This is a genomic window from Roseobacter sp. (genome assembly GCF_045106495.1).
Lineage (GTDB): Bacteria > Pseudomonadota > Alphaproteobacteria > Rhodobacterales > Rhodobacteraceae > Roseobacter.
Map to the genome: position 1 here is coordinate 67,756 of NZ_JBGCEQ010000026.1, position 18,984 is coordinate 86,739.

Annotated in this window: 18 protein-coding genes; 12 read left to right on the plus strand and 6 right to left on the minus strand. The window is 55.1% G+C overall.

Annotated features, from left to right (window positions below; translation table 11 throughout):
- Positions 1–21: 21 nt before the first annotated feature.
- Genes AB8B75_RS16725 through xylB form a run of 4 tightly spaced genes read left to right on the plus strand, consistent with a single transcriptional unit; the run spans position 22 to position 4,149 of the window.
- Complete coding sequence (locus AB8B75_RS16725; RefSeq protein ID WP_405363947.1) at positions 22–888, plus strand: carbohydrate ABC transporter permease; 867 nt, start codon at positions 22–24, stop codon at positions 886–888.
- Between the two features lies 1 nt (position 889).
- The gene (locus tag AB8B75_RS16730) at positions 890–1,714 is read left to right on the plus strand and encodes a carbohydrate ABC transporter permease (RefSeq protein WP_405363948.1); all 825 of its coding nucleotides are present in this window, start codon (positions 890–892) and stop codon (positions 1,712–1,714) included.
- Between the two features lie 12 nt (positions 1,715–1,726).
- Positions 1,727–2,695 (plus strand): sugar-binding transcriptional regulator, encoded by a 969-nt coding sequence (locus AB8B75_RS16735; RefSeq protein WP_405363949.1) that lies wholly within the window; start codon positions 1,727–1,729, stop codon positions 2,693–2,695.
- A complete protein-coding gene (gene xylB / locus AB8B75_RS16740) occupies positions 2,692–4,149 on the plus strand; it encodes a xylulokinase (RefSeq protein WP_405363950.1) in 1,458 nt (485 codons plus the stop codon). Before AB8B75_RS16735 ends, xylB begins: the two co-directional genes overlap by 4 nt.
- 122 nt (positions 4,150–4,271) lie before the next feature.
- Here the strand turns inward: xylB and AB8B75_RS16745 are convergent, their stop codons facing one another.
- Entirely contained in the window at positions 4,272–4,580 is a 309-nt protein-coding gene (locus AB8B75_RS16745) for a DUF6476 family protein (RefSeq protein ID WP_405363951.1), read from the minus strand.
- Here AB8B75_RS16745 and AB8B75_RS16750 point away from each other — a divergent pair.
- The 3 genes from AB8B75_RS16750 (at position 4,579) to AB8B75_RS16760 (ending at position 7,780) form a co-directional block, all read left to right on the plus strand.
- Positions 4,579–5,610 (plus strand): RluA family pseudouridine synthase, encoded by a 1,032-nt coding sequence (locus AB8B75_RS16750; protein WP_405363952.1) that lies wholly within the window; start codon positions 4,579–4,581, stop codon positions 5,608–5,610. The genes AB8B75_RS16745 and AB8B75_RS16750 overlap by 2 nt on opposite strands.
- A gap of 175 nt (positions 5,611–5,785) precedes the next feature.
- Positions 5,786–6,682 carry an RNA polymerase sigma factor RpoH gene (gene rpoH / locus AB8B75_RS16755; RefSeq protein WP_405363953.1) on the plus strand — a complete coding sequence of 299 codons (897 nt, stop codon included), beginning with the start codon at positions 5,786–5,788 and terminating at the stop codon, positions 6,680–6,682.
- Between the two features lie 123 nt (positions 6,683–6,805).
- A complete protein-coding gene (locus tag AB8B75_RS16760) occupies positions 6,806–7,780 on the plus strand; it encodes a Gfo/Idh/MocA family protein (RefSeq protein WP_405363954.1) in 975 nt (324 codons plus the stop codon).
- 3 nt (positions 7,781–7,783) lie between these two features.
- Here the strand turns inward: AB8B75_RS16760 and AB8B75_RS16765 are convergent, their stop codons facing one another.
- Positions 7,784–9,604: a M3 family oligoendopeptidase gene (locus AB8B75_RS16765; protein WP_405363955.1), complete on the minus strand. Its 1,821-nt coding sequence runs from the start codon at positions 9,602–9,604 to the stop codon at positions 7,784–7,786.
- 205 nt (positions 9,605–9,809) lie between these two features.
- On the opposite strand from AB8B75_RS16765, the gene AB8B75_RS16770 reads away from it, so the two are divergent.
- On the plus strand, positions 9,810–10,706 hold the full coding sequence (locus tag AB8B75_RS16770; protein ID WP_405363956.1) for a hypothetical protein: 897 nt from the start codon (positions 9,810–9,812) through the stop codon (positions 10,704–10,706).
- A gap of 3 nt (positions 10,707–10,709) precedes the next feature.
- Here AB8B75_RS16770 and AB8B75_RS16775 read toward each other — a convergent pair whose 3' ends face one another.
- From AB8B75_RS16775 to AB8B75_RS16790, 4 genes are read right to left on the minus strand one after another with little or no spacing between them, the layout of a single operon-like run.
- Complete coding sequence (locus AB8B75_RS16775; RefSeq protein WP_405363957.1) at positions 10,710–12,311, minus strand: ATP-dependent DNA ligase; 1,602 nt, start codon at positions 12,309–12,311, stop codon at positions 10,710–10,712.
- A complete protein-coding gene (locus AB8B75_RS16780) occupies positions 12,308–13,321 on the minus strand; it encodes a ligase-associated DNA damage response exonuclease (protein WP_405363958.1) in 1,014 nt (337 codons plus the stop codon). The genes AB8B75_RS16775 and AB8B75_RS16780 overlap by 4 nt, the downstream gene beginning before the upstream one ends.
- Before the next feature lie 51 nt (positions 13,322–13,372).
- Positions 13,373–14,320, minus strand: coding sequence for an alpha/beta fold hydrolase (locus tag AB8B75_RS16785; protein ID WP_405363959.1), 948 nt, complete (start codon positions 14,318–14,320; stop codon positions 13,373–13,375).
- Positions 14,320–14,610, minus strand: coding sequence for an SCP2 sterol-binding domain-containing protein (locus AB8B75_RS16790; protein ID WP_405363960.1), 291 nt, complete (start codon positions 14,608–14,610; stop codon positions 14,320–14,322). The genes AB8B75_RS16785 and AB8B75_RS16790 overlap by 1 nt, the downstream gene beginning before the upstream one ends.
- A 74-nt stretch (positions 14,611–14,684) precedes the next feature.
- On the opposite strand from AB8B75_RS16790, the gene AB8B75_RS16795 reads away from it, so the two are divergent.
- The 4 genes from AB8B75_RS16795 to fdxA are packed head-to-tail and all read left to right on the plus strand — an operon-like array spanning position 14,685 to position 18,875.
- The gene (locus tag AB8B75_RS16795) at positions 14,685–15,242 is read left to right on the plus strand and encodes a tetratricopeptide repeat protein (RefSeq protein ID WP_405363961.1); all 558 of its coding nucleotides are present in this window, start codon (positions 14,685–14,687) and stop codon (positions 15,240–15,242) included.
- A gap of 24 nt (positions 15,243–15,266) precedes the next feature.
- A complete protein-coding gene (locus AB8B75_RS16800) occupies positions 15,267–18,107 on the plus strand; it encodes a helicase-related protein (protein ID WP_405363962.1) in 2,841 nt (946 codons plus the stop codon).
- Positions 18,108–18,485 (plus strand): RNA-binding S4 domain-containing protein, encoded by a 378-nt coding sequence (locus tag AB8B75_RS16805; RefSeq protein ID WP_405363963.1) that lies wholly within the window; start codon positions 18,108–18,110, stop codon positions 18,483–18,485.
- 51 nt (positions 18,486–18,536) lie between these two features.
- A complete protein-coding gene (fdxA, locus tag AB8B75_RS16810; RefSeq protein ID WP_405363964.1) occupies positions 18,537–18,875 on the plus strand; it encodes a ferredoxin FdxA in 339 nt (112 codons plus the stop codon).
- The last annotated feature ends 109 nt before the right edge of the window (positions 18,876–18,984 follow it).

Here is an 18,984-nt window from a genome sequence, read left to right on the forward strand (position 1 = left end):
GTCAGGCCGGAAGGACCCCTCATGCGCGACAAGGTCTCGCGACGCACAATCTTCGCATTCATCGGGCCCGCCGTCGTGGCACTTGCAGCCATTGGCATCGTACCGTTGCTTTATGCCGCCTGGACCTCGTTGCACTTCTTCAACCTGACCAAGCTCAAGAAGGTCAAGTTCATCGGCCTCGAGAACTATTGGGATGTCCTCACGGATGAGGTGTTCTGGCAAGCCATGGGGCGGACATTCTTCCTGCTCGGTACCGCTCTTCCACTTCAGATCGGACTTGGGATGGTGATCGCACTGGTGCTGCATCAACCCGGTCTCACCGTGCTCAAAACAATGGCCCGCTTGAGCCTCGTTTTACCAATGGCGACCACTTACGCTGTGGTTGGCCTGCTTGGCCAGGTCATGTTCAATCAGAAATTCGGCGTCGTAAACCAACTGATGGGTGGCGCCAATATCAATTGGATCGGCGACAGCTCTAACGCTTTTGCCATGATCATCTTCTGGGATGTGTGGCAATGGACACCCTTTGTTGCGCTCGTTCTTTTGGCCGGTTTGACCATGGTGCCCGATGAAGTCGAAGAAGCCGCACGGTTGGAAACGAAAAGCCGTTGGACGGTACTGCGGTACGTGCAATTGCCTTTCCTTGTGCCGGGACTTGTTGCGGTGTTGATCCTGCGCACAGCGGACACACTGAAACTCTTCGACATGGTGTTTACACTGACACGCGGCGGACCGGGGGCGTCAACCGAGTTCATATCTTTGATGATCCAACGTGTCGGTTTTCGTGGCTTTGACCAGGGATTGGCCTCCGCACAAGCGATCATCTTGTTGATCATCACAATTGTTCTGGCGCAGATCTACATCCGCGTCTTCTACAAGGAGGTCTGAGATGGCAACCGCTGCGCAAAGACCGCTCTGGGGGCAGATTGTCCTGCTCAGCCTCATCCTGCTAATCTGCGTGTTTCCGTTCTACTGGATGGTCACCACATCGCTGAAAACCCACATTGTCGCCCTGCAATCCCCACCAGCGTGGATCTTCGAGCCAACGCTCAACAACTACCGCGAAGCTCTATTCGAGGACGGTGTTCTGAGGACATTGATCAACTCGTTGGTGATCGCTGTCTGCACCACTTTACTGGCGGTGCTATTGGGGGTGCCTGCAGCCTTTGCCCTCGCGCGTTTCGAGTTTCGGGGCAAGAAAGATCTGTGGTTCTGGTTCATCACCAACCGAATGGTCTCGCCCATCGTGCTGGCTTTGCCGTTCTTTTTGATCGCGCGCAATCTTGGCATGCTCGACAAGCACATCACGCTCATCCTGATTTATCTGACTTTCAATTTACCTATCGTGATCTGGATCGTGACCGATCAATTTCGCGGTATTCCTTACGATCTTGATGAAGCAGCCCGTCTTGAGGGGGCATCGCAGTTTACGATCATGACCAAGATTTGCTTGCCCCTGGCGATGCCCGGTGTCGCTGTGTCGTCAATCTTTGCGTTCATCTTTTCGTGGAACGAATTGATGTTCGGCCTGATCCTGACCCGTTCAGAAGCTAAGACCGCTCCTGCCATGGCAGTGAGTTTCATGGAGGGCTACAACTTGCCTTATGGCAAGATTATGGCGACTTCGACCTTGATCGTCATTCCGGTCTTGATCTTTGCCTTGTTGGCGTCAAAGCAGCTTGTGCGCGGTTTGACCATGGGAGCCGTCAAATAAGGATCGCCGTAAATGTCGCGCCAGTCAAAAACCGAAATCCTCGACGCAAACGAGCAGCTTCTGGTGCGGCTGGCCTGGGCCTGCGAGGTGCAGGGCATGACGCAAGCTCAGGCAGCGGAGCAGTTCGGCGTCACACGCCTCCGGGTCAACAAGTCTCTTGCAGAGGCCAGGGAGCGGGGTATCGTTCGCGTCACAATAAACTCTTCATTCGGGCCTTGTATTGAACTCGAAGAGACGCTGCGCAATCGGTTCGGATTGGATACAGCGACCGTCGCACCAGTGGGCGGTGAGGATTTTAAGCTATACACCGTGCTCGGCGCGGCTTTGGGCCAGTTTCTGAACCGTTTGCTGGAACGCCCTGAGATTAAGCTCTTCGGCATGTCTTGGGGCAATACCTTGAACATGGCAACACGGTACATGGAGCCGATGAACCGTCCAGACCTTGAGATCACATCGGTGATGGGCGGACTGACCAAAGGGTCGGACGTGAACAGCTATGAGATCACCACGCGGTTGGCGGATCTTTGCAATGCGCAGCACAGCTATTTCACTGCGCCTGTCTACGCCGCGAGCATGGCATCGCGCGAAATCCTGGAACAGCAGCAAGAATTCAAAGGCTCTATCGAAAAAATTCGTGCCGCGGACGGCCTTGCTCTCGCGGCAGGGGACATGAAAAACTCGCTTTTGCTGGCTGATGGTCTGCCGCAGGATATTGAGCCCACCGAACTGGAGAGCGTCGGGGCTGTCGGGGATATAATGGGTTATTTTCTGCGCGCTGACGGCGGTCTTATCGACCATGAAGTCAACGAACGCGTTCTTGGGATCAAGTTGACCGACTTGGACGATCTGGCAAACGTGATCGTCGCCGCGGGTGGTGTGCAAAAAGTGCCGATCATGCGCGCAATATTGTTGCGCGGCTGCGTTGATCACCTTGTGACGGACGAGCACACCGCGCGCGGTCTGATAGCGGTATCGCCATGATCTTCGCCGGCATTGATCTGGGCACGTCGGGGATCAAGATTGCGCTGGTCAATGAGGATGGCCTGTGCCTTGCCTCAGCGGCACGACCTTCACCGGTTGATATTCCCCAAGTCGGGTGGAGCCAGCAGGACCCCGATCAATGGTGGGCCCTCAGTCAGGACATCTTTGACGAACTGGCCACATCCCATCCGGACAAGATGGCCCGTCTTAAAGGAATCTCGCTATCGGGTCATATGCTCGGGCCCGTGCTGCTGGATAAGGCAAACCGACCCACGACGCCGTGCATTCTTTGGAACGATCAGCGCGCCATTTTGGAATGCGCCGAGTTGTTGGAGAAAGTGCCGGATATTGGTTGGCGCACGAACGGGCACCCGGACCCGGGTCTTGGTGCACCCAAGTTGCTTTGGTTGGCAAAACATATGCGTGAGGCGTTGGACGCGGCGGATGTGCTGATGTTGCCCAAAGACTATGTCGCCCTGCAACTAACCGGCGAAAGAACGACAGAGTACAGTGATGCATCCGGGACGATGCTCTTGGATTGTGCCTCATCAAAATGGGACGATGAATTGCTAGCTGCCGCGGGCTGGGACCGGGCCCGCCTGCCGCAACTGTTGCAGTCTTGTGACGTGGCCGGGCAGTTGAAACGCGACCTTTGCCAACGTTGGAAGACACCCCAAACGGTCTTGATTGCCGCTGGCAGCGGGGACAACTACGCGGCGGCGCTCGGTGTCGGAGCAGCAGTATCTGGGAACGCGGCGCTCAGCATTGGAACTTCAGGCGTTTTGTGCGCTGCAGATGACGTTTTTCACCCCGCGCCAGCGAAAGCTATTCTGACTACGCCGCATGCTGCGCCGGGCCTGTTTTTGTCGATGGGCGTGGTCATGTCTGCCACACAGTCGCTTGACTGGCTGAGCCGACTGACATCCGTTTCTGCGCCTGATCTGGCAGCGATGGCCGAAGTCCGCGCAGCAAAAGGAATTGCAGATTTGCCGGTGTCGCGGCCCTCGATTACGGGGGTGCGCACACCTGACAACAGACCCGACGCCCAAGCCTTTATCGGCGGCTTGACAGCCGGACATGATGCATCGGACATGGCCTATTCAATTCTTGAAGGCGTGGCCATGCAATTCTACGCAGCCTACACCGCGCAAAAAGCGGCCCAGGTTCCGATAGACACCATCGCCGCGGTTGGGGGCGGCACGCGTTCTGTGTTTTGGGTGTCGCTGATTGCGACGCTTTTTGACACTGAGATCAACATCCCCGAACAAGGGGATATCTCTGCCTGCCTTGGAGCTGCGCGCATGGCGCAGGCCGCAGTTGATCCTGCCAATCGCGATGCGATCTTATCGCGAAGGAATAAGACCAAAGCCACTGCAATCCAAGTGGCGTCCCTGCGAGAGCCACTCCTTGAAAGGTATCAACAGCATCGCACATTGCCATTTTCAGTCGCCTGAAAGAGGCCGTCTGTTTTTATCCATCCTTGGAAAAATCAATCGATCGTTTCCTTCGATTGTCGGTCGGTACGTTCCGCGTTCAAGCCGACGAGGGAATGCCGCCAAAGATGGGTAGGAACAATTTACTCGATTTCGACGCGTTGGCGCAAACCACCCGTGACCCTGTCATAGATCAGGATTTCATCTGAATCCGTGACAATCGCAAACCAATCGGGGCCTTGGGTGAAAGAAATGGGTTTTGCACCGTCCGGCAATTCGATCTCTGTTGGCAAAGTTGGTGGTTGGTCGTTGAAGCGGGTGACAATCAAGATGATGATCAGTAGAACTCCGCCAATCATCGTCGCGGTCAATACTGTCACCAACCGTCTCAGAAACCGCAGATTTGCGGGTTCAACACCGTCTTCTTCAGGTCTTACATCCGGATCTTTCATGTCACTTCGCCACATCCAATTCAGCATCGACGAAGCACCGCCGCCGCGCCTTGATAAGGCGCTCGCGCGTGATGTTCCAGTGGAGGCTGCGCTGTCGCGTACCCGATTGGGACGATTGATTGAAAATGGTCATGTTTCTGTGGGCGGCGTCGTCATTCGAGACCCCAGATCGCGCGTCCAAGCGGGCGCTCAGGTTTCAATTACAGTGGAAGATGCACAAGACAGCCACATTTTGCCCGAGCAGATCCCTCTGAATGTAATTTTTGAAGACCATGACCTGATTGTTCTCAACAAACCTGCTGGCATGGTTGTTCATCCGGCGCCCGGTACGCCTTCTGGTACACTGGTCAATGCGTTGCTAGCGCATTGTGGCAACGATTTGTCCGGTGTCGGCGGCATGAAAAGGCCCGGTATTGTTCACCGGATCGATAAGGAGACCTCTGGCCTTTTGGTCGTTGCCAAATCGGATGCTGCGCATCACGGATTGGCAGCGCAATTCGAAGCGCATTCGGTGGAGCGCTATTATCGGGCGCTGGTCTACGGAGTCCCGGATGCGAACGATCCGCGATTGCGCGGTGTCAAAGGTGCAAGTTTTGAAGCCGGTAACATCTTGAAAATTACAACACAGTTGGCGCGCCACAAGACCGACCGCCAACGCCAAGCAGTGTTGTTTCATGGCGGGCGTCACGCCGTAACGCGAGCGCGAACGGTTGAGCGTTTCGGATCACCCCAAGTGATCGCGCTTCTCGAATGCTGGCTCGAAACCGGTAGGACGCATCAAATCCGCGTTCATCTGAGCCATGCTGGTCATGGGCTGGTTGGAGACTCCACCTATGGTGGCAAACGCAAATTAGCCGCCAAGGCGCTGCCAGAAAATACATCGGATGCCGTGCGCACTTTCCCGCGCCAAGCCTTGCATGCGGCTGTCCTGGGTTTTGATCACCCAATAACCAAAGAAAAAATGCGTTTTGAGGCGCCGCTTCCCAAGGATATGAGCGGAATGCTGGAACTGCTGCGCGGGCTGACATAAATTGCAAGCCTGCGTGAATGCACTGACATATGAGAGGTTAACGCTAGCTCACACCGTCAAGCATTCGTTAATCCTAAACTTGTAGTAATTCCCTTAACTTTTTCCAGGCACAGACTTGAACCGATCAGTTTAGTGCCCATATCGATGTTAAGCCCTTAAACATTGGGAGGCGCACATGGCTAATTATGCAAATTTACCGGCCCCTACACCGGAAGGCGGATTGAACCGCTACATGCAAGAAATTCGTAAATTCCCTCTTTTGGAACCCGAAGAGGAGTACATGCTGGCAAAAGCATGGGTCGAAAAAGAAGACACCGCTGCGGCGCACCGAATGGTGACGTCTCACCTGCGATTGGCGGCAAAAATCGCCATGGGATACCGGGGTTACGGTTTGCCTCAGGCAGAGGTGATTTCAGAAGCCAACGTCGGTTTGATGCAGGCGGTGAAACGGTTTGATCCTGAAAAAGGTTTCCGTCTGGCGACCTACGCAATGTGGTGGATTCGTGCTTCAATCCAGGAATACATCCTGCGGTCTTGGAGCCTCGTAAAGCTGGGCACGACTTCGGGTCAGAAGAAACTTTTCTTCAATCTGCGCAAAGCCAAGAACAAAATCGGCGCACTGGAAGAAGGTGACCTGCACCCTGACAATGTGGCGCGCATTGCAACAGATCTTGGAGTGACGGAAGCAGAAGTTATCTCAATGAATCGGCGGATGTCGGGCGGTGACGCTTCGCTGAACGCCACAGTTGGTTCTGAAGGTGAAGGCACCATGCAATGGCAGGACTGGCTGGAGGACGAAGATGCGGACCAAGCTGGTGACTACGAGGCGCGCAATGAGTTGGAAACACGCCGCGAATTGCTCGCGGATGCCATGAACGTTCTGAACGAGCGTGAAAAAGATATTTTGACGCAACGTCGTCTGTCCGACAAATCCGTCACGCTCGAAGATTTGAGCGCTGAATACAATGTCAGCCGCGAGCGGATTCGACAGATTGAAGTGCGCGCATTCGAGAAGCTTCAAAAGAAAATGCGCGATCTCGCAAAAGAAAAAGGCATGTTGGCATCTGCCTGAATTAAATTTTGTAATGTTAATCCCCGGAGGCTTCGGTCTTACGGGGATTTTTTTCTTGGGACATCCGCTATTCGCAACTGCCGTTGATTGCGCTAACCTGCCAAGAAATGGGAGGTGATTTCAATGAAACCATTGCGTTGGGGCATATTAGGTGCGTCGAATTTTGCGGCCAATTTCATGGGCCCAGCAATCCACGCGGCAAAAGGGGCTGAGTTAGCTGCGCTGGCGACGACTGACCTTAACAAGGCCGCGCCATTTCAAGCTTTCGCGCCCGGATTGAATGTCCACAGTACCTACGATGCGCTTTTGGCAGATGAAACGGTGAATGCAGTTTACATTCCTCTGCCCAACCATCTGCATGTCGAATGGTCGCTGAAGGCACTGAAGGCTGGCAAACATGTTCTTTGCGAAAAGCCGATGACCATGCAAGCCAGCGAATTCGATCAACTGATGGCGGCACGCGACGCATCCGGGTTGTTAGCGGCAGAGGCATTCATGATCGTGCATCACCCGCAGTTCGTACGCGCAAAGAAGCTTCTGTCAGAAGGCGCAATCGGCAATTTACGTCATGTTGACGCTGTGTTTTCCTATTTCAATACTGATCAATCCAATATCCGAAACCAATCCGCTGCCGGTGGCGGTGGATTGCCCGACATTGGTGTCTATACATTCGGGTCCGTACGGTATGTGACAGGACAGGAACCCCAATCGGTGCCTTTTGCCCATATCGACTATGAAAACGGTGTGGATACTTTCGTCCAGATGGCCGCGACTTTCCCTGGTTTCACCTATTCCGCAGTGATTTCGATGCGCTTGTTCAACCGCCAAGAGGTTGTCTTCCATGGAGATGAGGGCGTGTTGCGCATGACGTGCCCTTTCAATGCCGCCGTGCACGATCAGGCGGAAATATGTTTGGAGACCGGTGGCCAAATCCGGATCGTGGAACGATTCCCGGGCGTGAATCACTATGTGTTGCAGGTGGAAGCTTTCGGCGCATCGGTCGCAGGCAACACGCCCTATGCGTGCCCGCTGGAATTCAGCCAAGGCACGCAACGGATGATGGACATGACTTTTGAAGCAGGGGGTAGACCGGGCTAAGCCCTAATCTTCCATCGCTTCCAATTCGTCGATGAAGCCTGAGATCATCGACAGGCCCTTGTCCCAGAATGCCGGGTCAGACGCATCCAGTCCAAAGGGTGCGAGCAATTCCTTGTGATGTTTTGAGCCCCCGGCTTTGAGCATTTCGAAATACTTGTCCTCAAACCCGGTATCGCCCTCGGCATAGACCGCATAGAGCGCGTTCACCAGACCATCGCCAAAGGCATAGGCGTAGACATAGAATGGCGAGTGCACAAAATGCGGGATATAGGCCCAAAAGGTTTCATACCCGTCCATGAATTCAAAGGCGGGCCCGAGGCTTTCGGCCTGCACCGACATCCAGAGAGCGTTAATGTCGTCCGGCGTCAATTCGCCGTTCCGGCGCGCCGCATGAAGTTTGCATTCAAAATCGTAAAACGCGATTTGGCGGACCACCGTATTGATCATGTCCTCGACTTTGCCCGCCAACATCACTTTGCGTTGAGCCGGGTTTTCGGCGCCATCAAGCATTTTGCGGAATGTAAGCATTTCACCAAAAACGCTTGCTGTTTCCGCCAGTGTCAGGGGTGTGGAGGAAAGCATCTCCCCTTGTTCCGCAGCCAGAACCTGATGCACCCCGTGGCCCAACTCATGCGCCAAAGTCATGACATCGCGTGGTTTTCCAAGGTAGTTCAACATCACGTAGGGGTGGACGTTGGTTACGGTTGGATGGGCAAAAGCCCCCGGTGCCTTGCCAGGTTTCACAGCCGCATCAATCCAGCCCTTGCTAAAAAAGGGCTCGGCGATTTCGCCCATGCGTGGATCGAAGGCGTTGTAGGCATCCATGACCATTTTTTCAGCCTGATCCCAATTGACCACGCGGGTGTCTTCCATCGGCAAAGGCGCATTCCGGTCCCAGATCTGCATTTTGTCGAGGCCGAGCCACTTGCGTTTCAGCTCATAATAACGGTGGCTGAGTTTGGGGTATGCCTCGACCACGGCATTGCGCAGGGCCTCGACCACTTCGGGCTCTACCTGGTTGCTCAGGTGCCGCCCCAGTTGCGCGGTTTCCATACCGCGCCACCTGTCCATGATTTCTTTTTCCTTTGCCTGCGTGTTGTGTACGCGGGCAAAGGTCTTGATGTTCTTGCCAAATACACTGGCCAATTCACGCGCCCCGGCTTCTCGTTTGGCGCGCTCGGGGTCGGTTAACAGGTTCAGCGTGCCTTCGATGCTGAGAGTTTCCCCATCCACTTCGAAAGTAAGACCCGCGATGGTTTCGTCAAAAAGACGCTCCCAGGCATCTCCGACGACTCCCAGATCGTGCAGAAACTTCTCCATCTCGTCGCTGAGCTGGTAGGGTTTCATGGCACGGACCTTATCAAACACCGGTTTGTATCGCGCAAGACCTGCGTTCCGGGCATAGAGTTGATCCAGGTGGCCATCATCCAACCGATTGATCTCAAGCGTGAAAAACACAAGTGGCGTAGTGAAATTGGTGATCTTTTCCTGCAGATCGGACATGAATTTGGCCCGGTCTGCGTCAGTGGTCAGCTGGTAGTAACGCAGCCCGGCAAAGGACATGATACGCCCGGCGATCTGATTGATTTTCTCGTTGCGCAGAACACAATCGAGAAAATCCGCGGCGTCGAGGTCGGCCAGTTTACCTTCATAGTCCGTCGCAAAACTGGCGCAGGCCTGTTCGAGCCAATCCAGATCGCGTTTGAGCTCAGCGGCATTCTCGCCGGTGTAGAGGTCATCCAAATTCCATTCCGGCAAGTCGCCCAAAGGATCCGAGGTACCTGATCCTTGTGCGTTGGCATCGAAAAACACGTGATTGAACATCTCTTGGCTCCTGAAATTCTCATCGACATGCCAGAGCATCAGTTGACCCGAAGCGGCATGTTTCACGTCAGGTAAAGGTGCTGCTCAGATATCGCAACAGGTCAGGTATAAAATCGATAGGAAACTGGCGCGAATCCGGTAAACTCTTTGGGTTAGTAGCCATATTAATTTGTCAAAGTCATTCTCAGGGGGAGGAATTGAACTAATGCAAAATCAACCACTACTCATCGCAGGCGGAAGCTTGTTGATCGGCGTTATGCTGGCTGTTGCCGTGAGCGAGTCACGCGCAAAGTCAAGAGTTTCTGCGGCGCTGGAGCGGGTACAGGAGTCCAGCGCGGCCACGCTGGCAGAGACGACGGAAAGCATGAATGCGCGAATCGACACGCTTGAAGCGAGTCTCGGTGAAAGCGCTGCCACGGTGAATGCTTCCATCGAAGAAAAGCTGGCTGTTTTACAGGAAGAAGTTGGTAGCAGAATCGATGCCGTGGCTGATGCCGCGACCTCGCAAGCGCAGGAATGGGAAGCGGCGTTGAGTGCTCTGTCATCAACACAAGATGGTGACACATCAGCAATGCAGAACGACGCGACAAGCGACTTGCAAACATCGGATGTTCTCGGGGTCGGCCAGACGGCAATTTTTGCGGATGGTGCTGTGCGGGCTTTTGTATCAGCCATGGACCTTGATACCAGCACAGCGAAGTTGAGCGTGAATGGAGCAGGCATGTCGGTTGGTATCGGTGAAACCGCTGCCGTTGAGGGGGCGGACTGTGTGGTTGGTATTGCCTCTCTGGATGCAGAAGGTGTGACGGTTGCATCCGATTGCGGTATGTCCGTCACGGCGGAAGCGGCAGACGTGCCACCGGCGCCCGACACGGGTTTCAAGCCCGGCGGCCTTGCGATTTTGGCGGATGGCGCCTTGCGGGTATTTGTCTCCGGGTTAGCCGATGATGGATCGAGCGCGCGCATTGCGATCAATGGGGTAGAGACGCAAACCGTGGCGTCTGGAACTTCCATTGAGGTCTCCGTGGGCGAACAAACCTGTCAGCTGGCGGTGACAGGGGTTGGCAATGGCATGGTCGGGATGGACGGAAACTGTAGCTGAACATTACCCGTAAACTGCAAGCATCTGCTTGAGGTCATCCAGCGTGTTGGCCTCTTGCAGCGGTTTATCCTGTCGCCACCTCGACATGCGCGGAAAGCGCAGAGCCACACCAGACTTATGTCGTGTGCTGGCTTGAATGCCCTCGAATGCGATCTCAAAAACATGATGCGGTGTGACCTGCCGCACCGGGCCAAATCTTTGCACCGTGTTTTTGCGCACCCATTTAGTGATCTCACGGAACTCCGCATCTGTGAGACCGGAATAGGCTTTGGTGAAGGGCACCAGATCGTTCCCGTTCCAAACCGCGAAGGTGAAATCCGTAAACAGATTTGCCCGCCGCCCGTGTCCGGCCTGCGCGTAGATCATCACTGCGTCGAGGGTTAGCGGGTCCAGTTTCCATTTCCACCAATCGCCTTTTTTACGACCGACACGATAGGGGCTGTCAGCGCGTTTGAGCATCAAACCTTCGGCATTTTCCTCTCGTGCTCCGCGACGCACTTCTGCCAGATCAGTCCAGTTCTCAAAGATCAGCTGTGGTGACAGCCGTACCGGTGCGTCGGCGGGTGGCAATGACGCGCAGGCGGTTTCCAACTGGGCACGGCGTTCCGAAAACGGTTTTTCTCGCAGGTCTTGCCCACCCCATTCCAAAATGTCGTAGGCATGCAAAGTAACCGGTGCCTCGTTCAGCAATTTTTTGGGGACCGTCTTGCGGCCAATGCGTTTTTGCAGTGCGTTGAAGTTGTCTGGTCCATCTGCGCCGGGATGCCAGACCAGTAACTCACCATCCAGTACAGTGCCGGGGGGTAAAAAGTCGACTGCGCGGGCGAGTTCCGGGAACCGATCTGTCATCAATTCTTCGCCGCGCGACCAGACGAAATGCTGCCCGTCTCTCAGAATGAGTTGCCCCCGAATGCCATCCCACTTCCATTCCGCGCGCCACTCAGATGTTTCGCCCAAATCCTCTGGCACGCCATCCAGCGCATAAGCCAGATAAAATGGATAAGGACGTGAAGCGTCCGCCGAGCTGTCCTCGGCCTCGACCAAGGCGTGCCAAGTGGTTTCATCCGGGTGCCAGTTGCCCATCAGACGATGGGCCAGCTCAGCCTCCGGTTTGGACGTGGCACGCGACAGGGCGCGTGTCATCAGTTTTTGACTGACACCCATTCGAAACCCGCCCGTGATCAGCTTGTTGAACACAAATCGTTCTGTCCCGCCCAATTCGGACCATGTTTGAAGTACAAAGGTCTTGCGGGCGGTTTCCTCTTGCTGCGACAGATCGCGCAGAGCATTGATCCAGTAGTTTAGGCTTTGGTGACTTGTGGTTTCATTGGGTGGCAAGACCAAAGCAATGGATTCCGCCAGATCGCCCACAATTGGGTAGCTTTCTTCGAATAACCAGAGCGGAATACCGGCGGCTTCTGCCGCCCATTCGCGTAGTTTAGTGGTTGTCACGGCGCGTTTTGGGCGCCGCCCAGAAAAGAGCGCCATGGTCCACATGCGATCCTGCTCCGGCGCATCTTTGAAATAATCCGCCAGAGCAGACACTTTTACCGTCGTTTTGGTGCTTTGATCGATGGCGTTGAAAAGGGCGGCGAAACGTTTCATCCCGTGACTTCTGTGTCCAGTGTCTCGCCTTCGAATTCGGTCGGAACCACCTGTGCTTTCCACCCGTTTTCGTTAAGGTATCTGGCAAAAATATCCGTGTAACCATGTGTCACATATATGTTTTCCGCCCCCGTGAATTTGATTGCGCTTAACAATCCATCCCAATCGGCGTGATCCGAGATGACAAAACCCCGATCGCCTGCGCGCCGCCGCCGGACCCCGCGCAACTGCATCCAGCCACTGGCAAACGCCGTTTCTTGCGGGCCGAATTTGCGCGCCCACTTGCTGCCCAACGCCGAAGGCGGTGCCAGGACCAGCGCGGATTTGTGCTCCTTCGGGTTGGTATCTGGCGTCACCGGCACGGTATTTGGCAATGCCAGACCCTGTGACCGCAAGACCTTGTTCGTCGATTCCACTGCGCCATGTGTCAGGATCGGTCCGATGTCGCCATCCAGCATCGTCATAAGGCGCTGTGCTTTGCCGAGCGCATAGGCCCCTAAAAATGCGGTCTTTCCCGCCTGCGCACAAGCCGCCCACCACGCGTTCAGGTCCGTCGCAACTTTGGTTTGGGGCTGCCATCGAAACACAGGTAAACCAAACGTGGATTCGGTGATAAAGTGGTGACATCTCTGAGGTTCAAAGCTTTCTGATAGCCCGTCATTCTCGGTCTTGTAGTCGCCAGATGCGACCCAAACTTCTCCCGCTACTTCGACACGGATCTGGGCAGAGCCGGGCACATGTCCCGCAGGATGAAACGAGACTGTTGCACCACCGATTTGCAAAAGCTCGCCAAAGGCAATGCCCTGCGTAGTGATAGCGCCAAGCCGGTGTTTCATCACTGGTAGTGCGGCATGAGATGCAAGATAACTGCGATGCCCGCTACGCGCGTGGTCAGCATGACCGTGGGTGATCAAAGCGTGATCCACCGGGCGCCAGGGGTCGATGTAGAAATCGCCAGCAGCGCAGTAGATCCCTCGATCGGTACATGAGAGGGCAGGCGTGGTACTCATGCAGACCAGTTTAGCGCGCTTGCGCCGATTTCCCAGAGCGAACCACTTTGTTCAGCCGTGACCACCGCTTTTGAAGAGAGTGGCCATGGCGTCAAACAGGGGCGAGACTTTCTCAGCGCTTTCCATCAGGACTTCATGTTCTCCGTGTTCGATGATTTCCAATGATCCGCGTTTCCATTTTGACATCCGACTTTGGATGGCAGCGACGTCAACGATCCGCTCGTTTGTGCCCAAAAAGGTAATACAGGGCAGGCTTGGGGACTGGCGGCTGGCGAGATGCCGGGTTTCCAACAAAGCTTCACGCAGCCAAACAAAACTCGGACCACCAAGAGCTAATTCGGGGTGACTTTCGAGTTGCTGTCGCATTTTGTCGAATTGGTCAGAATCGCGTGTGAGCAGGTTGTCATCAAACCCGTCGGTCAAAACATGATGCTCAATCTTGGTGCCGGGGGGCAGACGGTGACCTTGACCGACCTGCGGCATCAGATGACTCAGCACCCAGGCCATTGGCCTTAAATGCGCGGCAAGTTTTATGCCCCACATGGGCGCGGAAAACGTGATCGCCTGCACCGGGAGCCCTTCCATCGCCGCACGTAGACCGATGGCGCCGCCCATGGAATGCGCCAACAAGAAAAACGGCCGTGGCATATCAAGCTCGCGCGCGGCGCGCATCAATGTGTCCACATCTTTCTGGTAGTCACTGAAATGGGCGACATGCCCGATGAGCGGGTTGTCCAATAGTCGGTCAGCCAGCCCCTGACCACGCCAGTCGATGGCCATGGTCGCCAGGCCCCGTTCACCGAAGTAGGTGGCGCATTGGTCGTATTTCTCAATAAATTCGGTACGTCCGGGAAAGATCAAGACCGTTCCCTTGGCTGTTGTGGGCCGCCAATGCCCGATACGCACGCGGACCGCGTCAGATGTTTCCGCCCAATGCGCGGCCCCGCCTTCCACGCCATAGGCGATATCGGTTAAAAACGGGGCAGTGGTGAGGGGCATCAGGCGAGGGCAGAGGCCAATTGCATTGCCATTCCCATGTCGCCATCCACGCTGAGCTTACCGCTCATAAAAGCGCTGGTGGGGTTGGTGTCACCCTCAAGTATGGATTGGAAAGTGTCAGCATCTGCCGTCAACGTCACGTCTGCCGTTTCATCGGCGGCACGTGCGCCCGAGCTGTCCATCATCACGCAACCCTCGCCAGAAATGTCGAATTTTGCTGTGCCACCAAAATCCGCACCTGCCAGTTTTTCGTTAAGAACTGTTACAGCCTGGTTCACAATATCGCTCATTTTTGCATCCTTTTACCGATCTGACAGCATGAGCACTGGAATTGCGCGGCACGCCTGTTAAATTCCCCTGAGTTATGACTGTGAATCTCCCTTTCCTCAAACATATCGTTACGGCATTGGCCGCCTTGTTCGTTTATGTTGCGGCTGTGCACGCGCAGCCGACCGAAGACGCGCTTCTGCAACAGCTGCAAGAGGCGCCCGAATCGGAAGCAGGCCGCTTGGATCGAGAACTTAACATTCTCTGGGGACGCTCTGGATCCCCGGCAATGGATTTGCTGTTGAAACGGGGCCGTGAGGCGCTGGAAGCCGAAGAAAATGAACAGGCCATCGAGCATTTGACTGCCCTCACAGACCACGCGCCCGATTTTGCGGAAGGATGGCATGCACGCGCTACGGCCTACTATCAATCCGGACTGTATGGGCCTGCATTAGATGATTTGCAGCGCGCATTGATCTTGAACCCCAACAATTATAACGCGATATTTGGACTGGGGGTCATGTTTCAGGAGTTTGGCGATCTTGAGCGCGCGGCTGAGGCTTTTGGACAAGTATTGGCCTTGAATCCGCATCATGAGAACGCCAAAACGGCAATGCAGCAGCTCAAACAGAGCGGGATTGGGCGTACCCTCTGACCCCAGACAGGCAAGGACATCGCCGTGACAGGTGAAACCCGCGTTGTGGCCGTCTTGGGTCCGACAAACACAGGCAAGACGACCTATGCCATAGAGCGCATGCTGGGTCACCGCACCGGAATCATCGGCTTACCCCTGCGTTTGCTCGCGCGAGAAGTCTATGATCGCGTTGTTGCTGCGCGGGGGCCGTCGGTGGTGGCGTTGGTTACCGGTGAAGAGCGGATTGTTCCACCCAGAACGCAATATTGGGTTTGTACCGTTGAGGCGATGCCCGAAGGCATGGGGTGTGATTTTCTTGCGATTGATGAAATCCAGCTCTGCGCCGATCCCGAGCGGGGGCATGTTTTTACGGATCGCTTGATGCGCGCGCGGGGCTTGCACGAAACACTGTTCCTGGGGGCCGAAACCATGCGAGGACCCATCCGGGAGCTTGTACCATCCGCCCAATTCGTACAGCGCGAGCGCATGTCAACTTTGACGTACTCTGGTCCGAAAAAGATAAGTCGAATGCGTCCTCGCAGCGCGATAGTCGGGTTTTCGGTTGAAAATGTATATGCGATCGCAGAACTCATCCGCCGGCAAAAGGGCGGGGCTGCCGTTGTGATGGGAGCGTTGTCGCCCCGTACGCGCAACGCACAGGTCGACATGTACCAAAACGGCGAAGTCGATTTTCTGGTGGCTACGGATGCCATTGGCATGGGGTTGAACTTGGATGTCGATCATGTGGCTTTTTCAAGTCTCGTAAAATTTGACGGGCGCCGGATGCGACCGTTGGCGCCCAATGAATTGGCCCAAATTGCCGGGCGCGCAGGGCGCGGCATGAAAGATGGCACATTCGGTGTAACAGGAGAGGCGCCCCCTCTCGAAGAGCCGGTGGCGCAGTCGATCATGGATCATCGCTTTACACCGCTGAAAAAACTCAATTGGCGCAATCACGCGCTGCAATTCGGAACCATCGACCGGCTGATACAAACGCTGGAAAGCCCTCCGGATCATGAAATTCTGGTCAAGGCGCGGGAATCCGACGATCTAAGTGCACTCAAGGCGTTGGCGCAGATCGCGGAAGTCGCGGCTCGGTGCACGGATGGCACTTCGGTCAAACTGTTATGGGATGTGTGCCGAATACCAGACTTTCGAGGAATCAGCCATGCGGAACACTCAGGCCTGTTGGAGAGCATTTTCAACTATTTGCACGAGTCAGGACAATTGCCCAACGACTGGTTGGCCCGGCAAATAAAAAGAATTGATCGAACCGATGGCGATATTGATGCGTTGTCCAAGAGATTGGCGTTTATCCGCACATGGACATATGTTGCGCAGCGCAAAGGCTGGACAGATGATGAAAGCCATTGGCGCGACGCGGCGCGTTCTGTAGAAGATCGATTGTCAGATGCGCTGCACGAGCGTTTGACCCAAAGATTTGTAGATCGGCGCACATCCGTGCTTTTGCGCCGACTCGGCCAGAAGGAAGCCATGGTGGCAGAAGTATCGAATACGGGCGAAGTGACCGTCGAAGGCGAATTTGTAGGTAAACTGGAAGGCTTTCGTTTCAGCCAGGACAAAGGCGCCGGTGTTGCAGAAGCGAAGACTATCAAGACCGCCGCCTTGCAAGCATTGGCGCCGCAATTTCATTTGCGGGCCGATCGGTTTTACAATGCACCAGACACAGAGATTGATTTCACCGAACAGGGTGGGTTGATCTGGGGCAAAGATGCTGTAGGCAAGCTGGTTGCTGGCGCAGAGGCGTTAAAACCGCAGGTCGAGGTTTTTGTCGATGATGTCGCAGGTCCGGACGTGGCGCAAAAAGTACAGCGCCGTTTGCAGCATTTCATCGATCGCAAGATCGCCTCTCTCTTTGAGCCGCTCCTGACGTTGAGCCGCGACGAGGCACTGACCGGGTTGGCACGTGGCTTTGCCTTTCAAATGGTCGAAGGCCTTGGCGTGTTGCCGCGCGCCGCCGTCGCCGATGACGTCAAAGCGTTGGATCAGGATGCGCGCGGTGCGCTGCGCAAACACGGTATTCGGTTTGGTCAGTTCACGATTTTTATGCCTTTGTTGCTGAAACCCGCTCCAACACGGCTTCGGCTGGTTCTGTGGTCTTTGATCCAGGGTGTTCAGGACTTTCCAGAGGCGCCGCCACCGGGCTTGGTCACAATTCCGGCCGATACCGCAGCACCTGCCGGAGCGGACACGATGGCGGGTTACCGAATATCGGGCGAACGCGCGATTCGAATCGATATGTTGGAACGTTTGGCAGACATGTTGCGATCAGAGAATTCGCGTGCTGGTTTTGAAGCCAAGGCGGATATGCTCTCCATCACAGGTATGACCCTCGAGCAGTTCGCCGATTTGATGCAGGGCCTTGGTTACAAGGCCGCCAAAGCTGAACGCGCCAAAGTGAAAGCTTCAGTCGCTGCCGCCACGACAACCGATGCGGATACCGCAAGTGAGAAACCAGATGCTGCAGCGGTTGATGCGACGACCGTTGTGTCCGTGGACGAAAAAACAAAGCCTGACGCGCCCACTGAATCGCCAGTTTCGGTCGCGCCGGAACCGGCAAACGCGGCGTCTATTGACGGTGACGTGGATGAAGCAACGGCGGAACCGGAAATGGAGGTCTTTTATACCTTCACTTGGGGTCGACCTGCACGCAATACTGGTCAGCCAAACCGCCGGTCTGGCAATGAACGTACGCAAGGGAAAAACAAACCGGCTGGCAAGGGTAGGCGAGGTGGGCCTCACAAAGACAAAGAAAAAGGCAAAGGCGGACAGAAATTCTCCGCCAGGCCCCCGAAGCCCGAGAAAAAAATCGACCCAGATAACCCGTTTGCCGCAGCGCTCATGGGGCTTAAGGACAACAAATAGTTGGCTGAAAAACTCCGCCTGGATAAGTGGTTATGGCATGCGCGATTCTTCAAAACACGATCGCTCGCCGCGGCGCGTGTCTCGGCCGGAGATGTCAGGGTCAATGGCGCGCATACTCAGAAACGCAGTCAAATGGTTGGACCCGAAGACGTATTAACCTTCGCTCAAGGGGATGAAATCCGTGTGATCCAGATCGAGGGCATTGGCCATCGGCGCGGCCCGGCACCAGAAGCACAGGCGCTCTACACAGATTTGTCCCCACCCGAGCCGCGATCAAAGGACAAATCGCCCGAAAACCCGTCTTTTGAAGGAAAAGGTCGCCCGACCAAACGTAATCGTCGCATCCTTGATCTTTCTAGGGCCCGCTCTCTTGAATGATCCGGGTCGCTGATTTAGCTACCCTCCAGAGCTAGCCGAAAAGAGGGTCCGATGACCTATATCGTGAATGACAGTTGCATCGCCTGCAAATACACCGATTGCGTTGAGGTTTGTCCAGTTGACTGCTTTTACGAAGGCGAGAACATGTTGGTCATTCATCCCGACGAGTGCATCGACTGCGGTGTATGCGAACCCGAGTGCCCTGCAGATGCGATCCGACCGGACACAGAACCGGACATGGAAAAATGGGTGGAATTCAATCGAAAGTACTCTGAGATGTGGCCGGTCATCATTACCAAGAAAGACCCTTTGCCCACTGCCGAAGAAAGAGATGGCGAAACCGGGAAACTTGAAAAGTACTTCTCGGAGGCCCCCGGCGAGGGCGGATGAGAACAATCCCGGCGATTCGACACGATTATTGATCCTCCAGCTGGATTAAACCGTTCATTGCGAGCGATTTTTCACAGGTTTACGCTGCGTCCGCTTTTTTGTTGCGTTG